Raw genomic sequence first — 17,198 nt, 5'->3', positions numbered from 1 at the left:
TTAGAGCGCGGGCGCGGCGGGGTCTCGACCGCGCGCTGAGGGGGTTGATGACAGGCTCCCGGATTGGTTACAAATGCCGCATGACTGGGCACCCATACAGCCCCGTCAGTACCCGCCCCAGGGGACATGAGCGCCTGCCCACGGCCTGCCCCCACCTCATCGCCCAAGCAAAAGGCCCCGCATTGCGGGGCCTTGTCGTATCCGTCGAAGCTCGGCTGCTACTTCACCAGGCCGCCAGGCTGAATCTCCTCCACTCCCGGCAACCGGTAGGGCTCGAGGGCGCAGACCGTATCCCCCATGAAGTCATTGATTGCATGGCTGAACATCTCCTGCAGCGGCTGAATCTCATTGCGCGCAAACACCCGGGCAGCATTCACCACATCTCCAAAGCCTGAAGCATTCGTGGGCACCAACCCCATCAGCTGCGGCGGCACCCGGTGCGCGGCCAGCTGGTCATCGCGGCTTACGTTCTTGATGTTGAAGAACTCATCCTTAGCTGCCGCCTCGCCAATCGGAATCAACTGAATACCCTTCTCCTTGCCATTAGGGCTGTGAAAGAACAGGTTCTTAAAGTTGCCCAGCCCCTTACTAGACTTCAGCGCATCCCTGAGCTTGTCCACATCACCCTGATTCGTATCCGGGTCCGTCAGGTACAGGATGTACCCCGCATGGCTGCCATTCGTGTAATACCGGCGCCTGAACAAAGTCGCGCTCTCATTGAGCAAGGCCGATTGCAGCGCAGCCAGATACTGTGGCAGCCCATACACCTCCTGGTGCACATCCGGCTCCATCATGTGGCAAACGCTCCCGCGCCTGAACTCATGCGCCTCCTGCCAGTTGCGCACAAACACAAACCGCTCCAGATCCCGATGCCGGCGCACATACTTGCCCAGCGCATGCCGCAGCTGCATCCCCTCACCCAGCACATTGCGAGGCCGCTCCAGGTAACCATTGCCAAACACCAGATAGTCCAGCACCAGCTTATGCACCGTCTGCGTACTCAGCAGCTTGTGCGGCTTGAACGTGCTGGCCAGCACCTGCGCCTTGAAGCCCGTGCAAAGTTTTATGGCCCATGAAGATGCCATGCTGGGCATTGCACGCCAGGTTCCGGGTGCACGAGATAGCTCTGGGCAGCTGACATCGGTGTACAGCGATATTGAGACCCAAGTGCGTGACCTGAGCACCCGTGTGCCCTTGGCAACCACGCAGATTGCGGAGATGTTCACCGCTGCGGCCCGCATGGAGGTGCCGACGGACAAGCTCAGTGAGTTCGTTCTGATAACTTCTGAAATGGCAACCGCCTTTGATGCTGTCCCCGATGAAATCGCGGACAGCATGGGCAAGACTGCCAATAACCTGAAAATTCCGGTCACGGGCATGCGTGGCATGGCCGACGCCATCAACTACCTTGACGACAACGCCATCAGCAAGGGCAGCGACATCATCGGGTTTCTGAATCGTGTCGGCGGGGTGGCTGGTGTGGTCAGCATCAAAGGCCAGGACATGGCCGCCTTAGGCAGCACGCTGCTGACGTCCGGCGAAACGGAAGAAACCGCTGGCACAGCAGTCAAAGCCATTTTTACCAACTTCGCAGCCGCAACGAAGGGAACCAAAAAGTTTCAGAAAGCGCTTGGGGAAATAGGGCTCACAGCCAAGGGGGTGCAAGGTGGCATGGCAAATGACGCAGTGGGCACCCTGCTGAAAATTTCTGAAGCCATCAAGAAGCTGCCCAAAAAGGATCAGTTGGGCGTCATGGCCGAACTGGCAGGCAAAGAACATGTGGGGCGCCTGGCCAAACTGGTCACCAACACGGAAGAGCTTCGCCGCCAGCTTGGCCTTGCCAACAGCGAAGAGGCCAAAGGCTCCATGGCGCGGGAAGCTGCGGCAAGAAACTCGACCATGAGCGCCCAAGACCAGATGACGGAAAACCGCGTCTTCAACCTCAAAGCCATCGTGGGCGAGAGCCTCAAGTCTGAAATTCAGGACTTGCTGGCCGTCGTCAATCCGCTGCTGGATCGCATTACTGCATGGACTCAGGCCAATCCTGCTCTGGTGGGTGGGTTGCTCAAAGCGGTGATTGTGTTCGGCACACTGCTGGCAGGCGTGTCGGCCCTGCTGATCCCGCTGGGTCTGTTGATCGCCAAGGGCTTTCTGGTGCGGCTGATGATGGCCAAGCTGGCGGGCACGGCGGCAGGGGGTGGCTTTGGTGCCATGGCCACGGGTGCGGGCCGTCTGCTGCCTTTGCTCGCGCGACTTGCTCTGGGCTTCTTGCGCATGCTCGGCCCTGTAGGCCTGCTCACCACCTCGGGCTGGATGGTGTACAGCAACTGGAAAGACATCTGCGGCGGCGCCAAGCTGCTGTGGGAAGACCTGAGCAACTGGATAGTCGGCATCTGGAACACCATGACCAGCACCGGCACCCTGCTATGGCAAGCCTTCACTGGCCTGCTGGGCGGAATCTGGGCCATGCTGACCACCCTATTCACGGCGGCCATGCAGCTGATGGCCGCCACGTCTGACGCCATCTGGCAAGGCATCATCACCCGCATCACCGGGTTGTGGACAGGCTTCGTGGCCACACTCTCCGGCATCTGGGCGCTAATTCAAACAACTGCCAGCACCGCCTGGACGGCCATGGCCACCCTGTTCACCGGCTTTGGCGGCTGGATCATTGACGGCCTGATTGGCGGCATCACCAGCAAACTGGGTGCCCTGCGCGATACGGTAGTCAACGCGGCCACCAGTGCGGCGGGCTGGTTCAAGGAAAAGCTGGGTATCAACTCCCCCAGCCGGGTGTTCACCCAATACGGCGGCTGGATCAGCGAAGGCGCAGCTCTGGGCATCGAAGGTGGGCAGTCCGCCGTGAGGGCCGCAGCTCTGGCCATGGCCGCCACCGCCATGGCGCCCATGGGCGCAGGTGCTGCAGAAGTAGGCACCGCCATGAGCCCCTTGGTCGGCGGCGGCACGCCCATTGCGCCGCGTGCGGTGGCGGCACCCGCCGCTGCAGGCGGCAGCAGCTACACCATCACCATTCAGGCTGCGCCGGGCATGGACCCCCAAGCCATCGCTCGCGCAGTCGCGGCAGAGATTGACAAGCGCGAACTGGCCAGCGGTGCCCGACACCGTAGCCGTCTCTCCGATTAAAGGCCAGCCCATGAACAGCACTTTGATGGCCCTGGGCCAATTCATCTTCGGCCTGCAGACGCTGGCCTATGAAGAGCTCAAGCGCAGCAACAGCTGGCGTCACCCCAGCAACAGCCGTGTGGGCGCACGGGCGGCCCGCCAGTTTGTGGGCGTAGGCGATGACACCATCACCCTCAGCGGCTGGGTGGCGCCAGAGCTCACAGGCACCTACTACAGCGTGGCAGAGCTGCGTGCCATGGGCGACATTGGCAAGCCCTATGCCCTCGTCTCCGGTAGCGGTGAAGTGTTTGGCCAGTACGTGATCGAGAGCCTCAACGAAACCGGCACCCTGCACTACCAGGACGGCACGCCTCGCCGCATTGCCTTTGACCTTCAGCTCACCCGCGTAGACAACGACCTGGGCGGCGAGCGCATCACCGTCGATGAGCAGGGCCAGTTCTCTGGTGACCAGACACAGCCCAGCACTGCCCGTCGACGCCCTACGCTGGATGATCTTCTGTAGCCATGGCCTATCCAGAAAACACCCAAGACCAGCTGCTGCGCGAGCGCGGGCAAAACGCGGCCTACCAGAGCGGCAATCACCAGGTGCCCACCTACCGGCTGGTGGTGTCAGGCAAGGACATCACCCCCAAGGTCGATGCCCGCCTGATCAGCCTGACGCTGACCGAAGGCCGGGAAAACCAGGCCGACCAGCTCGACATGGTGCTCAGCGACCACGATGGCCAGCTCTCCATCCCGCGAAAAGAAGCCGAGATTGAACTGCAGCTGGGCTGGCTGGGCCAACAGCTCATCGACAAAGGCACGTTTGTGGTCGATGAGGCCGAGCACAGCGGCACACCAGACACCATCACCATCCGCGCCCGCGCTGCCGACCTGGGCGGCGAGATCCGCAAACGCAACGAAAAAAGCTGGCACGACACCACACTGGCAGCCATCCTTGCCACGCTGGCCAAGCGCAACCAACTCACCCACAAGGTCGATGCCAAGCTGGGCACCACCAAGGTGCAGCACATTGACCAGACCAATGAAAGCGATATGCACTTCATCACCCGCCTCGCGCGCAAATATGACGCCGTGGCCACAGTGAAGAAAAAGCACCTGCTCTTCATGCCCATCAACGGCACCAAAACCAGCAAGGGCCAGCGCCTGCCCACCATTGAAATCACCCGGCAAGACGGCGACCAGCACCGCTGGGCCAGCAGCACCCGCGATGCCTATGACGGCGTCAAGGCTCTATGGAACGACCGAAAGTTTGGCAAGCGCAAGGAAGCCATTGCCGGCAAGAAAGACGGCAACCTCAAGACCATGAAAGAAACCTTTGGCAGCGAGGCCGATGCGCTGGCCGCTGCCAAAAGCGAGCTGCAGCGCATCAATCGGGGTATGGCTATGTTCGATCTGAATCTAGCCATTGGCGTACCAGAACTGATGCCCCAGACCCCTGTGCGCGTGACGGGGTTCAAGCCCGAGATCGATGGCCAGAACTGGCTGGTCAAAGAAGTCACCCACACGCTGGGGGATGGTGGGCTGACGAGCAAGGTACAGATGGAGCGGGAGGGTGGCGAGGACAAGAACACCAAGTAGCCTGGACCGACGTAATGACAGCCCGCCACAGCGCGGGCTTTTTTGAGCCTGCACGCTGGCCATGTGCCAGGCCATCTAGATCGCGCTACAGCAGGCGCACGGGCCTGAACACCAAAGCACACCTGCGACCCCAAGCCACCGCTCCTGCCACCGCGCAGCGCAGCAGGGAAGGCTCCGCACCCGCCCCACCCCGCCGACGACATCAGCAACCACCCTCCTCCCCCCCGCAGCACGCAGTCGAGACCCCGCCGCGCCTGCGCGCTAAAAGAGCGTCTTTCTTCGGGGGTGTCGATCGGAATAAGAAATAGGCCTGGTGCGAGGTTCTGGCCGGTTTGGTCAAAGCCTCTAACGTCGGGAAATGTCGAGAAAACCGAAATTTCGTACTGCGCTCTGAGCAGCAGCGGCTACACCAGCCAGTTCACGCTGGAAACTCAGCAAAGCGAAGGGGTGGATGGCGGCGATGAAGCCAAGGACAAATAACCGTTTACGGACAACTTCATCGGCTGCAAATTCTTGGCACACGAGTTAGTTATTGCTACCCAACAAAAAATGCAGCGATACTACGGCCGCACAAATTACAAAATAATACATTCAGCGAATAAGTGCCAGTCGGAAATGACGCGCCATCCGCGGGGAATGCTTCCAGTTTGCTGCCCAACAGAAACTTAGAGACAGTTTTAACGAAACATTAGCGCAGGAAAAAATGAAAATAAAGAAGATCACGAACAAAGGAATTGCTCAAATCGCAGCAGGCGCAATTATTGCTTCCGTACTCGCAGCCTGCGGCGGCGGCGGCGGTAACAGCTCCGACGCGGGTAACTCTGGCAGTGACGGCTCAACACAACAACCAGCTCCTACTGCAACCACGGCCAGTGGCGTGGCAGCTGTGGGCGCTCCGATTGCGGGAGGCACAGTCACTCTGAAATGTGCTTCAGGGACATCGACATCGGCAACAACAGGCGCCGATGGCTCCTGGAAGACTTCCCTCAAGAGCAGTGACTATCCATGTGTAATCCGAGTTGAAGGCGGTCAGGCTGGTGTGCAAGCCCTGAGTACGCCCTTGCACTCGGTAGTTGCAGGCGCTGGTATCGCCAACATCACACCACTGACCGACCTGATGGTCGGGATCCTCAGCAACAACAAGCCCAATGCATGGTTTGACTCTGCCAACAATGGTGATCTGGGTAGCAAAATCTCCGCCGCAGCGTTGGCCAGTGCGCAGGACAAGCTCAAAGAGATCCTGGCCAGCCTGCCTGGAAAGCCAGTGCTTCCTGATGGTTTCAACCCCGTAACCAGCGCATTCAATGCTCAAAAGGGCGATGCAGCTGATGATCTGCTGGAGATCTACGTCACAGCACTGGCCTCCACTGGGCTCACACAAACAGAAGCGGCTGCAAGCGCTTCTGCAGGCAAGCCTCTGACTCAGGGTGCATTTGCGGGCTCCATGTTCACCACGCGCAATATGCTGACATTCCGCGCAGGTGGTGCTCTCACCCACGGAGGGGACTATGTGCTGTCCATCCCAGACCCCAAGCGCGGGTCCTTTACTGCGAAAATCACCATGAATGCCGACGGCAATGTGGCTCAGGTTGGTCAACCTTTGCGCAACGCCATCAGCTTGCTAAGCAATCGCTTTGCGCAATATTGCCAAAGCGAGCCCTATCCAGTCCACTACGCCTACATTTCTGATGACTGGACGCCCGTGACTGACAGCAATGAGCTGGTCGGCAAACTTTTCCGAGAATATGAGTATTGCCAGGACACTGGCATCACTCAGTTCCACTCCGACGGTTCCCTCACGTACACCCCATATGGCCCGAACGCTCAGCCAAATTCAATGCCTGGCTTCTCCAAGGCATTTTCGGGTGAGGGCATGGAAGACCCAGATGAGGATGCTCTAGTCAAGGCCAAGGCCTTCAAAATCACAATCAATGGCAAGACAACGTATGCCTATGTTGCAGTCTCAACATCCAAAAACTCGCAACTTGATTTTGGTGCTGGCAACTATGTAACCATGGGCCTGTCTGAAGACCTGAACTAAAAGCGATAAGCGGCATAAAAAAGCGAGGAGACTCCACAGTCGAATCGCTTTTTTTGTTTTTGCCGTCGCCAATCCCGGGTTGCAGCTTCTCGAAAGAAATCGGCACTTTTGCGGATGCGCCGACGCCCTGGCCGCCGCCCGCGCGGAATGGCTGCGCATCCAGCGCGGCATCTACTCCTTTGGCATCACCCTGGCCTACGGCCGTGCCGACGTCATGCCCCAGCGCCCCGTGATCGTCAGTGGCTGGAAAAAGCAGATCGATGAAACCGTTTGGATGGTCACTGCCGTGCGCCACTCCTTAAGCAGCAGCGGCTACACCAGCCAGCTCACGCTGGAAACCCAGCAAAGCGAGGGAGTAGATGGTGGGGATGAGGCGATGGAAAATGAAAGTTTCAAGAAATTTAACAATTACCACCATCAGAAGTTAAGCACCTCTGCAACACTGCGTCGGCTTGGACTTGCACAAGTAAGCCGGGTAAGGCAGCATCCGACCCCAGATGGCACTTAGTTATTGGCCTGAACCAATTTGCGCAGAAGGCACAACCTCCAGCTCAATTCCTCGACTCAACAACGAGTCTTCTCTTCAGATACTTCCATGACCGAGCCCCATCTGTTCACGGCCAGCCAATACCAGTCCATCTGTAATAGCTTGCCTGACCCCACCTTCATCTTGACGGAGTCGGGGCGATACGTAGCCATTCTTGGAGGAAAAGACAAGCGCTACTACCACGATGGCAGTTCACTGCTTGGCAAGCGCGTATCGGATGTTCTCACCGCAAACAAGGCGCAATGGTTTGTGCAAAAAATCCAGGATGCAATAGCCAGCCAGAAAATGCTGGTCGTTGAATATGAATTGAGCGCAAGCGATGTACTGGGACTGACAGCCGACGGGCCGGTGGAACCGATTTGGTTTGAAGGCCGCATCAGCGCCTTGGAGCAACCTTATTGCGACGAAAAAGCAGTGGTCTGGGTGGCAAGCAATATCACCGCCAACAAGCGCATGCAGCAATTGCTCCAGCGACAAGCCATGAGTGATGAGCTGACAGGTCTGTATAACCGCCGGCGACTCATGCAGGTACTGGAACAGGCTTATATCGACTTTAAAAAGCACGCAAAGCCAGCATCTCTGTTGAGCTTTGATGTGGACAACTTCAAAGCCATCAATGATGGCCTGGGCCATCCCGCTGGCGATCAGGCCTTGCTGGAGCTGGCCAATGCAGTGCGCAAGCTCGCATCGCCCGGTGATTGCGTGTGCCGCTTGGGTGGGGATGAATTTTCCATCCTGTGCCAAGGACGAACCATGTCTGACATCACCGCATTTGCGTCGCAACTTTTGCAGACCGGACGCGAAGTGCTGCAGCCCTATGCAACCCAAGGCTCAATGCCAGGCTTGAGCCTGGGCATCGCACATTTCTGCCCTGAAGACACCAGCATGGAAGCCATCATGCGCCGCGCAGACCAAGCCTTGTACCTCTCGAAAACGCAAGGCGGGCATCAGATGAACGTCACCGATGGATGCGGAAAAACGGCAGCGGCTAGTGTGAAAAACATGCCGTCTGCGTCATAGAGCAAGCGAGTCTAATCACAGGCTGGAAACGACCCAAAGCGATAGCTCGCAGCTCAGCTATTCCATCAAATTGAGTTCCAACCAGAGAGTCGTAAAGGGGCGAGACGCTACTTATTTTCCTGCAGCACCTCAGGCACCACATCTGCCGGAGCTACCTCGGTCACTGACGCTTTACGCTGAACCTTCTCGGCCTTTTTCTTCTTTTTCTCTAGTTCACGTTGTCGTTTTTCAAATTGATAATTTGGCTTTGGCATGGGATGCTTCCTTTTTATGGTTTGAGCCGTTCACCATAACTGATGTGCTGCTTTCCCTGCGGCCTACTGCCAATAGACACTTCTGGCCTGTTTCGGCTATCGCTGACCGACCCACTGCGGTCATCCGCCTCGCTCCAAAGCCGTCGCTCGGCAGACCTGCCCGGTAGCTGTCTGACACTGCTCGCATCGACGGTTCCTCGCCCCATCATTTCTGTGCAATTACCAGTTTTCAGTGATATACAAAACGGCATACGACCACTAGGCTCGGACGCATTCACATTTTGTTGCGCTTACCGGTTCGTCGTTCTATGTACAAGTCTTTTATGTATCGCCCGCGTGCGGCTGCGCATTATTCTTTCTTGTGCTCAAGACGCATTGGCTTGGCCTTCGTTGCGAGCATGGCTCTGACACTCGTGGCTTGCGGTGGAGGAGGAAACGAGTCATCGCCGCCTCCCACATCGGCAGTACCACCTGCTGACCCTCTGGTGCCCGCTACCCCTGTAGCAAGCTACACCGTGAGCGGCACGGTCAGCGGCCTGCTCGGCACCGGCCTGGTGCTGCAGAACAATGCCGGGGAAGATCTGCCCATTGCCTCCAACGGAGTCTTCAGTTTCGCCACCGCGCTGGTCACCGGCGCCAACTATGCGGTCACGGTCAAAAGCCAGTCCAACATCCTGAGCCGGGTCTGCACTGTCAGCAACGGCAGCGGCACGATTGCCAATGCGGCTGTCACCGACGTGGTGGTGAACTGTGCCGCACCTGCAGCACGCTTTGCCTACGTGGCGAACTACAATGACAACAACGTATCGGCCTACACCATCGATACCACCACTGGCGCTCTCAGCCCGATGACCGGGACGCCCGTGCCCACGGGGGGGCAACCCGGAGACATCACTGTGGAACCCACAGGTCGGTTTGCCTACGTGGCGAATCGCGCGTCCAACAACGTGTCGGCCTACACCATCGATGCCACCACTGGCGCCCTCACCCCAATGACCGGGACGCCCGCGCCCACGGGGCTCTACCCCTACTCCGTCACTGTGGACCCCACGGGCCGGTTTGCCTACGTGGTGAATCAAAAATCCCACAACGTATCGGCCTATACCATCGATGCCACCACCGGCGCCCTCAGCCCGATGACCGGGATGCCCGTGCCCACGGGGCACATCCCCTGGTCCGTCACTGTGGACCCCACGGGCCGTTTTGCCTACGTGGCGAATAGCGGCTCCAATAATGTCTCGACGTACACCATCGATGCCACCACCGGTGCCCTCAGCTCGATGACCGGGACGCCCGTGCCCACGGGGGGCGAACCCACAGACATCACTGTGGACCCTACAGGTCGGTTTGCCTACGTGGCGAATCGCTGGTCCAGCAACGTGTCGGCCTATACCATCGATGCCACCACGGGCGCCCTCAGCCCGATGACCGGGAAGCCCGTGCCCACGGAGACCACCCCCGAGAGCATCACTGTGGACCCCACAGGCCGGTTTGCCTACGTAGGAAATGCACACTCCGACACCGTGTCGGCCTACACCATCGATGCCACTACCGGCGCCCTCAGCCCGATGAACGGGTTGCCCGTGGCCACGGGGAGCAGCCCCTACGCCGTCGCTGTGGACCCGACGGGCCGGTTTGCCTACGTTGCGAACTACGGTAATAACAACGTGTCGGCCTACTCGATCGATGCCACCACCGGCGCACTCAGTCAGATGACTGGAACGCCGGTAGCCACGAGGCGGGGCCCCTATCGTCTGGTCTTATCCAGGTAGTCACTTCTAGTGCCCACATCCGATTCGCCAGCTGTGCGTAGGGCGAGCGTCTGATTCGATGGCAAATCTAGGGCGACACGCGTAGGCCTGCGCTTGAGCGATTTCTGCGCCAGTCTCAAGTGGCTGCTCATGGCCGTACGCAGCCATTAAAACTAGCCCAGATTTCGACTAAACAATCTCACCGCCGCACATAACTCTTCCGTCCGGAATCCGAATAGCAGTACTGCCCACCACGGGGGCCGGTGCAAATATTGCCGCTGCGGCAGCTGCAATCACCGCTGGCGGATGGGGAAGGTTTTGGTTGTGACATCAGGCTCAGCGCGCGGCTGGCACCGCCGCCCATCTCTGCGCTGCAGCTGCGTTTGGAGCCGCTGATCGATCCGTCATTGCAGACAAATTGCTCACCTGCGCAATGAGCCACCCCACCCTTTTTGCCAGAGCATGGGTAGTTGGCAGAATAAGCATTAAAACTGCTCGCAACCAATATCAGTAAAGCGCAAGCAGCTATTGTTTTTGAAATCACGCCTTCACCTGAATATTCTTTTTCTTCTAAAGCCGCTGCCATCTCGTCCGTACATTGGTTCGTGATGTACAAGCCCACCCCACAAGCGCACCTGCTAGCACTTGCAATCGATGTTTTGCAGCATGGTCAACATGCACCAACCAACGCACTGCAAAGTCATCTACAAAACCCGCTCGATAGGGATCACCGGTCTATTTGCGAGACAAAGTTTTTTCCAAAAAATAGCTTTCGATGTCTGCCCGCTCCCGCCCAATGCGATCGTACTTGCGTGTGCTCTCGGGAGTCAGCTTGATCACCCCCAATTGATCAGGTGGTCGATACGCGATACATCAATGCACATTGCGGGCGATGTAGAAAACGATGCCAGATAGCAAAGTGCCAAAGGTGATAAACGTCCCGATGATCTTCCAAGTCTGGTCATGAATCGACTTGTGAAGCTCCGCACGCAGCCCGCCAATTTCTTTGTGCAGTTCTGTGCGCAATGCTCCAACCTCCTGCGTCACATGCTCGCGCGTTGCCAAAACTTGCTCGCGGGTGGCAAGCGTTGGCAGTGTGGATTCGATTTTGATGATGCGTTCGAGCAGTTCCATGGGGGGCTCTCCACCGCCGCCAGAATCCTTGATGAGAGGCACACCGGCAGATGGGTCAATTAGACGAAGTTTGCTCATTGTCTTTCTCTGCGGCTTGTTCTGCACGCACTTTATTCAAGATCGCAAAGTAGTTAAAGGCTTCAAGGTGATGACAATCCATGCACTCTGCCATTGCGACTACCAGCGCTTCATTGGTGCCCAATGAAACAGTCCCGCGAAGACCTGCAGCATCTTGGGTCAAATGAATCCTAGGAAAACTGCGCAGACCGGTTTCCTTGGTGTCGTCATCACTGTGCATGCCCCAATTTTTGCTACCGCACCAAGCGCAAGGTGACTTACGCATTTTGAGCAGAAAGGCATCAACCTCATCAGATGTCAATAACAGCTTTGGGTTCTCATCCATATCGCTACCTTTCAAAACCGCCGACCATTCCACCCATACACCACGCGGCCCTTGATGCAGATTTGCTCTGAGCCGTCGAGGATGTCGGAGGTCTTGATGGCTTCGTTATCGCTGCTCACTTCAAAGCGGCCATCGAGGCGCTGACGCACGCGCTTGATGAACAGGCGGCTGTGCGCTTCGAGCACATACACGCCGTCAATCAGCACCTCGATCACATCGGTATCCACCAGCGCGAAATCACCGCTTTCCAGCGTGCCGTGCATGCTGTCGCCGTATGCGTGAATCAGCTTGATGGCGGCAGGCCTGCAGCGCGGCAGATGCGTGGCCAGCCAGCGGCGCGAAAACGGCACGTCATTCAGGATGACGTCTTCGGTCATCAGTTCATTGCCCGGACCCATGCTGCCGGTGGCACTGAGCAACGGTACATAGATCGTGTCTTCGTTGCTGGCGGGAGCTGGTGCTGAACCAGATAAAGCGTGCTTGCCAGCGAGAGGGGAAGCGCCAACCGATTCACGTACCCCCGTCAGCGCATACACCACATCAACGCCTGCAGCTGCAACAGCCTGCAAGTACGCAACCGTAGGGCTGTTCTCTCCCTTTTCGTACTTGTGTTGAGCGAGCTTTTTAACTCCTCCGGCCTCTGCAAGCGCCTCTTGGTTTAAGCCAAGACGCTCTCGTTCCTCACGTAGCCTCGATGGAAAGTTATCTTTTTCCATTACTTATGCTTGACCGTTATGTTTTTTCATAACACAATGCCTTCAACTCTTAACAAACATCCACCGAGATAGCAGCCAACGCGGTCCATTGCACAAGCTGCCATCAGGGTGAGAGAGCTGCACAGGTGCAGACATTTCTTAACAAGGATTGATGATACATGCGCTCCCATCAAGCCCCAGCCCCAGCCGCAACCCAGCAGGCCACGCCCAAGCCTGAAGACCTTGTCTATTTCCGTTTTGGGAAACAGGGTGCCGAGAACCACCGCAAGGTGCGCGAAATCGTTGCCGCCCGTGGTGGCAGCAGCAGCATCGCCGGAGTCATCCGCGAGCTGATCGGCAGAGGCCTTGCCGATCTCGAAACAGAGCAAGCCATCATCGCGGCCCACAAGGGCGGCGGTGCTTCGGCAGCAGTCAATGCAGGCTGAGAAGTTCATGCCCTGCATCTTGCGCAAGCACACACGCAAGCACACGCAATTTGTTTTGCGCGTGCTTGCGCAGGTTTGCGCGCTGAGCCCCCAACCCTGAGAGCACAAAAATGAATACGCGAATCACCCACGGTGCGGGAACGATTGAGAGGGCGTTGCGCCAATCTCTGAGCCAGCCCGGCAGCGCCGTGGCCGAGGCTGCAGGCTGGGATACCTCCAACGTGAGCCGCGTGCTGAGCGGCCAGCAGGGTGTGCCCATCAACAAGCTGGACGCTGTGGTCAGCGCCGCGGGCTATGTGATGGTGAGCCGTGAGTATCTGGACGCCATTGGTGTGCTGAGCCGAGTGGGCGCGTATTGCCACTTCCAGTTTTCGGGAGTGGCTGCGCCACATGCCCAAGCCTGCGCATGTCCAGCAGCACTTGGCGCGAATCATCGATTCAGCACCCCGCGAGTGGCAGAACGCCATCCGTGCGCGCTTCATCAAGTCTGCGCCGCTGCCGCCTGCGGGCGTGGCCATGGATTCGCAGGCCTATGCGCGCTGGGAGCTGGGACTGCCCAGCGAGAACGAACAGGCGTGGGCAGAGCTGCAAGAGCTGGCCGACTACGAAGACCGCTACGGTGATGCGCTGCGCCTGAATATCGGGGATGAAGAGATCTGCGCCTGGGCCCAAAAACTGGCCGATGACGTCGAGGAGTTTGACAACCGCATCGTGGTGCATGCGCGCACGACACTCAGCTTTCCCAAACTGCAGAGCGCATCACCCGAGGTCATTCTGCAGACCCGCATTGATGCGGTGCGCCGCATCGTGGACATGCTGGGTGTGGAGGTCAGCAAGCCCATCAAGGGCGAGTCCGATATTGCCCGCGCCAAGTGCGCCCGCTGGTGGCGTCGCCGCCTGCGCCGCCACATTGCCCGCGTGGTGGAGGCCGGTGCTATCAACATGGGGCTGGTGCACCTGAACAGTGGTGGCTATGTGAGCCATAGCGGCCTGCACCGCCGCAAGGGCCAGCTGGCACGCAATGCCGAGGCGCTGGGCCGCACCTTCTACAAAAATGAGGCCAACCAGATTTACAACCTGGCCGAGCTATCGGCACTCAGCCCCTCCAACCCGGCCATTCGTGGCGGTGAGTTGATGACGCGCATTCGCGGTACCGAAGAGTACGCCGATGCCCATGGCCATTTCGGCCAGTTCCTGACGCTGACCGCCCCCAGCAAATACCACGCCATGCGCCTGGTGAACCGTGGCGCCCGGCGCTGGGCCGAGCGCAATCCCAAGTTCAACGGAGCAGACCCCCGCGAATGCCAGCAGATGATGCTGGCCCTGTGGAAGCGTGTGCTGTCCAAGCTGGATCGCAAGAAGATCAAGCGCTATGGCCTGCGTGTGGTGGAGCCACACCACGATGGCACGCCCCATTGGCACATGCTGGTGTGGACGGAGACCGAAGAGGCTGCCCTCGCCCTGGTGGAAATCATCCGCGAATACTGGCTGAGCGAAGACGGCAATGAGCGCGGCGCCAAAGAAAACCGTGTTGATGTGAAGCGCATGGAGGCCGGGGGTGCTGCGGGCTATGTGGCCAAGAACGTGGGCCATATCGCACTGGCCGAGCACTTGGATGTGGTGCAGGGCCAAGAGATTCAGATGCGTCTGGGTCTGGATCACCCTGACCAGCCCAAACCCCAGGACAACAGCGAGATGGCCGCCCAGCGCCGCGTGGATGTATGGGCTGCCACATGGGGCATTCGCCAGTTTCAAGCCTTTGGCACGCCCAGTGTGACGGTCTGGCGCGAGCTGCGCCGCGTGAGCAAGGACCAGCCACAGCAGCTGGACCTGTTCTGCCCTGACACCCAGCGCAATATTCAACGCGCTTATCAGGCCTGCCACCGCCATGGCGAGATTCGCGCCGACTGGCGCATGTTCATGGAAAGCATGGGCGGCCACAGCTGCAAGCGCCAGGATTGGCTGCTGCGCCCTGCCCGCCGCGCCGCCAAGGATGGCGCTACCAATATGTATGGCGATGCGCTGACGGCTGGGCCGGTGCGCGGCGTGGAGATTCAGCGCGGCCGTGCACGCGGCCACTGGCTGGTGAGCCGCCGCATTGCGTGGTCGCACTGCACAGAAAAGCCCATGGCAGCCCATGCCGAAGGCGTGGCTGCAGATGCCGATGGCGTCATCAATACCGCAGGCCAAGCGGCGCAGACACGGCAGGCTCTGCCTGCCGCTTGGACTGGTTTCAATAACTTCAGGGGCCGCCTTCCGGGCGCAGCCGCTGAACAGATTTCCATCAGCGGCAACCGTGAATCAGAGGCCCAAACCAGCCGCCTCGACCCAGATTCAGCGGCCTACCAGCGCCAAGCACTGGCCAACCGCTTTCAGCAAGCCGCTCACTTCTTCAAAAACGCCCACTAATCCATCAAAGGAGGACTCGCCATGCCCGCAAAACGCACCGAACCCAGCCGCAGCGCCGTCAACCAGGCGGCGGGTTTCAAGTACACGCCCGCAGTCGGCACCGATCTGGCCAAAAGTTTTGCTGCAATCCGCCGCCGACAAGCCCAGATCGAGCGCAATGCAGCCGCACTCGAAGCCACCAAAGCCCAGCAGTCGCTGGAGCTGGAGCAAACCGCGCAGGTTCTCTCTCTTTTCAAGCAAGCCATCTGATCGAAGACCAACGGAGCCGCACCATGGACCAAACCATCACCGCGCTGCACAGCTACCGCGCCATCCTCATTCCGGCCAACGCCAACCCCAGCAGCCTTGAAGACTTGGCCGACGCGGGCCTGCTACCAACGATGCGACTCAAAGCCAGCAACGCCACACAAGCAGAGGCGCGCGCCCATCTTGCCAGCGGCAAGGGCGTGCTGCGCGTTGAGCGTGTAGAAGAAGCCGGGGCTTAATTCAATGAATAACGAATACCTGAGCAACCAGGAGCTGAGCCGTCTCACTGGCGGCTGCGAGAACTCGCATAAGTCCAGCTGGCTCAAGCAGCGCAGCATTCCGCATCAGCAGGATGGCAAGCGCATCATCGTCTCGCGCGAGCATGTGCGGGACTGGCTGGCGGGCAAGGTCACGCTGACACGCAGCGGCATGAACTTGAGCGCCATTCGATAAGGGGAAGAGCATGCCAAAGATCACCATGTACCCGCGCCTGCGCACCAAGGTCTACAAGGGCAAGGGCAAGGGCAAGGGCAAGGGCAAGGGCAAGGGCAAGGGCAAGGGCAAGGGCGGCAAAGCTTATGTCTATTACGTGTACGACATGCGCAAAGACGGAAAGCCCGACATTCGCCTGGGCACCGACCATGCCAAGGCCTTGCTGAAGTGGGATGAGCTGCACAACCAGCGGCCACAGACCGTAGGCCGTATCGAGGAAGCCTTTGCCCGCTGGGAAGAGCGCGAGCTGCCCAAGTACAGCGGCGACACGTATGCGGGTTACCTCAAAAACCTGCGCACCATACGGCCCGTGTTTGGCCAGATGGTCTGGGATGAGGTGGATCTGCCCACGTTGCGCCAGTATCTGGATCTGCGCACGGCCAAGACTCAGGGCAACCGCGAGATGTCGCTGCTGCGTCTGATCTGGGGCAAGGCCAAGCTCTGGGGCATGACCCGCTGCCCATGGCCAGCCGAGGGCATACGCGGCTGGAAGAATGAGGAGAACGCACGGACTTTCGAGGTCACGCCCGAGCTGTTCCGACTCGTTTACGCTCAGGCTGATCAGGTGCTGCGCGATGGCATGGACATGGCATCAGCCACCGGCATGCGCCTGAAGGATGTGATTGAGGTGGAGCTGCCCAGGAACGGCCTGCTCAAGCGCATTGCCAACAAGACCCAGAAAGTCAAAGGAGCTATCGAGTTCGACATCACCGAATCGCCAGTCCTTACCCGCATCGTCCAGCGCCGTGAGCAGGTAGATACGCTCTGCCCGAATCTGCTGGTGCTGCACGATGGTCGGCCAGTCACCTACCGAATGATCTCCCGCCGCTGGGAAGATGCCCGCGACGCAGCGGCCTACCGCGCCGAAGTCACCGGCGATGAAGAACTGGGCAAACGCATCCGCGCCATGTACCTGCGCGATATGCGCAGCTTCGCGGCCAACCTGGCTGAAGACATTGAAGAGGCATCAAAGCTGCTGGACCACAGCAGTGTGGGCGTGACGTGCAAGCATTACCGGACGCTGGCACGCGATTA

General features: G+C 59.0%; 19 protein-coding genes. 13 read left to right on the top strand and 6 right to left on the bottom strand.

Features of this window, described 5'->3' with window-relative positions:
• Positions 1–218: 218 nt before the first annotated feature.
• Positions 219–1,085, bottom strand: coding sequence for a phage portal protein (locus HF327_RS16175; protein ID WP_236024227.1), 867 nt, complete (start codon positions 1,083–1,085; stop codon positions 219–221).
• Here HF327_RS16175 and HF327_RS16170 point away from each other — a divergent pair.
• From HF327_RS16170 to HF327_RS16145, 6 genes are all read left to right on the top strand, one after another.
• On the top strand, positions 1,066–3,144 hold the full coding sequence (locus tag HF327_RS16170) for a phage tail tape measure protein (protein ID WP_236024226.1): 2,079 nt from the start codon (positions 1,066–1,068) through the stop codon (positions 3,142–3,144). The two genes, HF327_RS16175 and HF327_RS16170, sit on opposite strands and share 20 nt — an antisense overlap.
• Before the next feature lie 10 nt (positions 3,145–3,154).
• Positions 3,155–3,646: a phage tail protein gene (locus HF327_RS16165; RefSeq protein ID WP_236024225.1), complete on the top strand. Its 492-nt coding sequence runs from the start codon at positions 3,155–3,157 to the stop codon at positions 3,644–3,646.
• 2 nt (positions 3,647–3,648) lie between these two features.
• Positions 3,649–4,725 (top strand): contractile injection system protein, VgrG/Pvc8 family, encoded by a 1,077-nt coding sequence (locus HF327_RS16160; protein ID WP_198461273.1) that lies wholly within the window; start codon positions 3,649–3,651, stop codon positions 4,723–4,725.
• 703 nt (positions 4,726–5,428) lie between these two features.
• Positions 5,429–6,766 (top strand): hypothetical protein, encoded by a 1,338-nt coding sequence (locus HF327_RS16155; protein ID WP_198461271.1) that lies wholly within the window; start codon positions 5,429–5,431, stop codon positions 6,764–6,766.
• A 79-nt stretch (positions 6,767–6,845) separates the two neighbouring features.
• The gene (locus HF327_RS22150; protein WP_236024224.1) at positions 6,846–7,274 is read left to right on the top strand and encodes a hypothetical protein; all 429 of its coding nucleotides are present in this window, start codon (positions 6,846–6,848) and stop codon (positions 7,272–7,274) included.
• An 87-nt stretch (positions 7,275–7,361) separates the two neighbouring features.
• The gene (locus HF327_RS16145; protein WP_198461269.1) at positions 7,362–8,333 is read left to right on the top strand and encodes a sensor domain-containing diguanylate cyclase; all 972 of its coding nucleotides are present in this window, start codon (positions 7,362–7,364) and stop codon (positions 8,331–8,333) included.
• Between the two features lie 107 nt (positions 8,334–8,440).
• Here HF327_RS16145 and HF327_RS16140 read toward each other — a convergent pair whose 3' ends face one another.
• The gene (locus HF327_RS16140) at positions 8,441–8,587 is read right to left on the bottom strand and encodes a hypothetical protein (protein ID WP_198461267.1); all 147 of its coding nucleotides are present in this window, start codon (positions 8,585–8,587) and stop codon (positions 8,441–8,443) included.
• Between the two features lie 308 nt (positions 8,588–8,895).
• Here HF327_RS16140 and HF327_RS16135 point away from each other — a divergent pair, with 308 nt between their 5' ends.
• Positions 8,896–10,359 carry a lactonase family protein gene (locus HF327_RS16135; protein WP_198461265.1) on the top strand — a complete coding sequence of 488 codons (1,464 nt, stop codon included), beginning with the start codon at positions 8,896–8,898 and terminating at the stop codon, positions 10,357–10,359.
• A 178-nt stretch (positions 10,360–10,537) separates the two neighbouring features.
• On the opposite strand, the gene HF327_RS16130 is transcribed toward HF327_RS16135, so the two are convergent.
• The 4 genes from HF327_RS16130 to HF327_RS16115 form a co-directional block, all read right to left on the bottom strand.
• The gene (locus HF327_RS16130) at positions 10,538–10,954 is read right to left on the bottom strand and encodes a YdcA family protein (RefSeq protein WP_236024223.1); all 417 of its coding nucleotides are present in this window, start codon (positions 10,952–10,954) and stop codon (positions 10,538–10,540) included.
• Between the two features lie 257 nt (positions 10,955–11,211).
• The gene (locus HF327_RS16125) at positions 11,212–11,472 is read right to left on the bottom strand and encodes a hypothetical protein (RefSeq protein WP_198461264.1); all 261 of its coding nucleotides are present in this window, start codon (positions 11,470–11,472) and stop codon (positions 11,212–11,214) included.
• Between the two features lie 55 nt (positions 11,473–11,527).
• Complete coding sequence (locus HF327_RS16120) at positions 11,528–11,875, bottom strand: hypothetical protein (protein WP_198461262.1); 348 nt, start codon at positions 11,873–11,875, stop codon at positions 11,528–11,530.
• Positions 11,876–11,886: 11 nt separating this feature from the next.
• Positions 11,887–12,591, bottom strand: a complete 705-nt coding sequence (locus HF327_RS16115) for an XRE family transcriptional regulator (RefSeq protein ID WP_198461260.1) — start codon at positions 12,589–12,591, stop codon at positions 11,887–11,889.
• A 158-nt stretch (positions 12,592–12,749) separates the two neighbouring features.
• Between HF327_RS16115 and HF327_RS16110 the strand changes: the two genes are divergently transcribed.
• From HF327_RS16110 to HF327_RS16085, 6 genes are all read left to right on the top strand, one after another.
• Positions 12,750–13,016: a hypothetical protein gene (locus tag HF327_RS16110; protein ID WP_198461258.1), complete on the top strand. Its 267-nt coding sequence runs from the start codon at positions 12,750–12,752 to the stop codon at positions 13,014–13,016.
• A gap of 390 nt (positions 13,017–13,406) precedes the next feature.
• Positions 13,407–15,425 (top strand): replication endonuclease, encoded by a 2,019-nt coding sequence (locus HF327_RS16105; protein WP_198461256.1) that lies wholly within the window; start codon positions 13,407–13,409, stop codon positions 15,423–15,425.
• Positions 15,426–15,446: 21 nt separating this feature from the next.
• Complete coding sequence (locus tag HF327_RS16100) at positions 15,447–15,674, top strand: hypothetical protein (RefSeq protein WP_198461249.1); 228 nt, start codon at positions 15,447–15,449, stop codon at positions 15,672–15,674.
• 23 nt (positions 15,675–15,697) lie between these two features.
• Positions 15,698–15,910 (top strand): hypothetical protein, encoded by a 213-nt coding sequence (locus HF327_RS16095; RefSeq protein WP_198461247.1) that lies wholly within the window; start codon positions 15,698–15,700, stop codon positions 15,908–15,910.
• A gap of 4 nt (positions 15,911–15,914) precedes the next feature.
• A complete protein-coding gene (locus HF327_RS16090; protein ID WP_198461245.1) occupies positions 15,915–16,124 on the top strand; it encodes a DUF4224 domain-containing protein in 210 nt (69 codons plus the stop codon).
• A 10-nt stretch (positions 16,125–16,134) separates the two neighbouring features.
• On the top strand, positions 16,135–17,198 hold a 1,064-nt coding region (locus HF327_RS16085; protein WP_198461243.1), incomplete at its 3' end, for a site-specific integrase.

Origin of the sequence: Comamonas suwonensis (genome assembly GCF_012844455.2) — a bacterium.
Taxonomy (GTDB): domain Bacteria; phylum Pseudomonadota; class Gammaproteobacteria; order Burkholderiales; family Burkholderiaceae_C; genus Comamonas; species Comamonas suwonensis.
This window is presented reverse-complemented; position numbering and strand designations above follow the sequence as displayed.

Excerpts from the sequence above, each read along its gene's own strand:
- HF327_RS16170 (WP_236024226.1), top strand. The coding sequence starts at position 1,066 with ATGGCCCATGAAGATGCCATGCTGGGCATTGCACGCCAGGTTCCGGGT.
- HF327_RS16175 (WP_236024227.1), bottom strand. The coding sequence starts at position 1,085 with ATGGCATCTTCATGGGCCATAAAACTTTGCACGGGCTTCAAGGCGCAG.
- HF327_RS16165 (WP_236024225.1), top strand. The coding sequence starts at position 3,155 with ATGAACAGCACTTTGATGGCCCTGGGCCAATTCATCTTCGGCCTGCAG.
- HF327_RS16160 (WP_198461273.1), top strand. The coding sequence starts at position 3,649 with ATGGCCTATCCAGAAAACACCCAAGACCAGCTGCTGCGCGAGCGCGGG.
- HF327_RS16155 (WP_198461271.1), top strand. The coding sequence starts at position 5,429 with ATGAAAATAAAGAAGATCACGAACAAAGGAATTGCTCAAATCGCAGCA.
- HF327_RS16145 (WP_198461269.1), top strand. The coding sequence starts at position 7,362 with ATGACCGAGCCCCATCTGTTCACGGCCAGCCAATACCAGTCCATCTGT.
- HF327_RS16140 (WP_198461267.1), bottom strand. The coding sequence starts at position 8,587 with ATGCCAAAGCCAAATTATCAATTTGAAAAACGACAACGTGAACTAGAG.
- HF327_RS16135 (WP_198461265.1), top strand. The coding sequence starts at position 8,896 with ATGTACAAGTCTTTTATGTATCGCCCGCGTGCGGCTGCGCATTATTCT.
- HF327_RS16125 (WP_198461264.1), bottom strand. The coding sequence starts at position 11,472 with ATGGAACTGCTCGAACGCATCATCAAAATCGAATCCACACTGCCAACG.
- HF327_RS16120 (WP_198461262.1), bottom strand. The coding sequence starts at position 11,875 with ATGGATGAGAACCCAAAGCTGTTATTGACATCTGATGAGGTTGATGCC.
- HF327_RS16115 (WP_198461260.1), bottom strand. The coding sequence starts at position 12,591 with ATGGAAAAAGATAACTTTCCATCGAGGCTACGTGAGGAACGAGAGCGT.
- HF327_RS16110 (WP_198461258.1), top strand. The coding sequence starts at position 12,750 with ATGCGCTCCCATCAAGCCCCAGCCCCAGCCGCAACCCAGCAGGCCACG.
- HF327_RS16105 (WP_198461256.1), top strand. The coding sequence starts at position 13,407 with ATGCCCAAGCCTGCGCATGTCCAGCAGCACTTGGCGCGAATCATCGAT.
- HF327_RS16100 (WP_198461249.1), top strand. The coding sequence starts at position 15,447 with ATGCCCGCAAAACGCACCGAACCCAGCCGCAGCGCCGTCAACCAGGCG.
- HF327_RS16095 (WP_198461247.1), top strand. The coding sequence starts at position 15,698 with ATGGACCAAACCATCACCGCGCTGCACAGCTACCGCGCCATCCTCATT.
- HF327_RS16090 (WP_198461245.1), top strand. The coding sequence starts at position 15,915 with ATGAATAACGAATACCTGAGCAACCAGGAGCTGAGCCGTCTCACTGGC.